The sequence below is a fragment of the Wolbachia endosymbiont of Glossina morsitans morsitans genome (assembly GCF_000689175.1).
Classification (GTDB): Bacteria; Pseudomonadota; Alphaproteobacteria; order Rickettsiales; family Anaplasmataceae; genus Wolbachia; species Wolbachia pipientis.
Genome location: NZ_AWUH01000148.1, coordinates 1 through 2,055, shown reverse-complemented (window position 1 = coordinate 2,055; position 2,055 = coordinate 1). Strand labels below are relative to the sequence as shown.

Sequence of the window (2,055 nt, the reverse complement as noted above, 5' to 3'; positions counted from 1 at the left end):
TCCAACTATAGCAATTTTAAGTGGTGAGTTTTCTTGTGAAAGAGAAATATCGCTTATGAGCGGAAAAGCAGTAAAGACGGCGCTCGATAGCCTTTCATATAATGCAATAGAAATAGATGTTGACAGCAACATTGCTGAAAAGCTTAGAAGAATTAATTCGGGCCTTGCTTTTATCGCTCTGCATGGTCTGCATGCTCTGCTGGACCTTATGGTGAAGACGGCTGCATTCAAGGTTTATTGGAGATTTTTAGGTATAAAATATACACACTCAGGAGTTATGGCTTCTGCTGTTGCTATGAATAAAGTGATGTCAAAGCATATATTTCGGTCCCTTAGTATCGACACTCCAAAAGGTTATGTAATTAGCCGAGAAGATCTACTAAAAAATAATATTAAAATCGATTATCCGTACGTCTTAAAACCAATTAACGAAGGCTCTAGCATCGGAGTGCACATAATTTTCTCGCATGATGATTATTTAAAATTAAAAAACATGTTTGCAGCGCGTGACCAGGCAGTGTCTGGCTACTTGGATGACAAGGAAAGAGCTACTTCTATGACAAGAGACTTGATGATCATAGAAGAATATGTCCCAGGAATAGAGTTACATACTGCTGTATTGCTAGATGAAGCAATTGGCACTATGGAAATACGACCAAAAAATAAATTCTATGATTATGAAGCAAAGTATACAGATGGATTTGCAGAACATATATTTCTTGCTGAAATTCCTGACAATATATATAAAATGACCCTGGAACACGCACTGAAAATTCATCAATTTTTAGGCTGTAAAACTATTTACTGAGTTATCGTTAGTGCCAGAAATTGCAAAATTGACAAAAGGAATCGATTTTAATGAATTAGTTAAAATTATTATTGAAGATAGTTTGCAGCACAAAAATATTAGGGATTTAAGTCATATTGAGCAGTATTACTAGAAGCCAAAGGAGTTTTTTGCGTAAGTGTGCCTTGGTTATTATCACAGAACTTTTTCTTACGCTAATACTTTACAGCTCACTTGATAAAATAATAAATCGATTTAATTACTACTTTACTTGGTATAATGACTGCCTATCTAGTTTATTACTCAGTAGTGGATTTTCAATCGACGAAGTAGTCGTGAGCGGCAATAAATTTACAAACAAAAAGAATATTCTAAGTTTGACAGATAGAACGCAACCTATCCTGTATGTATCACTTTCAAAACTTGCCGGTAACATACAATCCGTAAGCAGATGGATAAAACATGTAAGAGTTCACAGAATTTTGCCCAATACTCTACACATTAATATAAATGAGCATAAACCGTTTGCTCTCTGGAAAGATAATAACAAAACCTCGGTAATTGATTTTGAAGGTAAAGTGATCGTAGATGACTATCTAGTAGATGATCTTGTTGTAATTACAGGACAAAACTCGTTATCAAACCTAGAATTTGTTAGAGATGTGTTGGAGAGTAAAACTCAATTAAGAGACCACATTTCTTCTTTTGCTTATATAGGGAATAGAAGATGGAATATCATACTTGATAACGATTCCACAGTAAAACTGCCTGAAGATAACCCTTATAGTGCACTTACACAATACAACTGATTTTACTTTCAGCGATTGGAGTATTATTGATATGCGTATTACTGATAAAATTTTTGTGAAGAGGTGATCTGCTGTCATCCAAGTAGCCCCTTTTCCTGTCATCCCAGTGCCCAGACACTGAAATCCCGCCGCGAACCGTCATACCGCGATTCATTCGCGGTATCTCAGCCGCTAACAAGAGATCCCGGGATGACGGTTGTCGTTTAGCTATAAATATTTAAGAAATTTACCAAACGAAAAAAAAGGCAAAAGAAGCCCCGTGGTTGGCTAATTACTTACATTATACTTTCAAGTATGGCGTTTTTTTATTCTAAACGCTTAATAACCGCGACTTAGCTGCTTTTTAATGCAGCTAACCTTTAGTCATAAATGTTTAAGAAATTTACTAAACAGAAAAAAAGGCAAAAGAAACCCTAGGGTAGCTAGTTATTCACTATCCATTTTTTAAGTTGGCGTTTT

At 35.4% G+C, this 2,055-nt stretch carries 2 pseudogenes; both read left to right on the top strand.

The window, feature by feature from the left end:
- Nucleotides 1-941: pseudogene (locus WGMM_RS03800) on the top strand (D-alanine--D-alanine ligase); the annotation flags it as partial.
- Nucleotides 922-1,663 (top strand): annotated as a pseudogene (locus WGMM_RS03795) (cell division protein FtsQ/DivIB). The pseudogenes WGMM_RS03800 and WGMM_RS03795, both read left to right, overlap by 20 nt.
- Nucleotides 1,664-2,055: the final 392 nt, after the last annotated feature.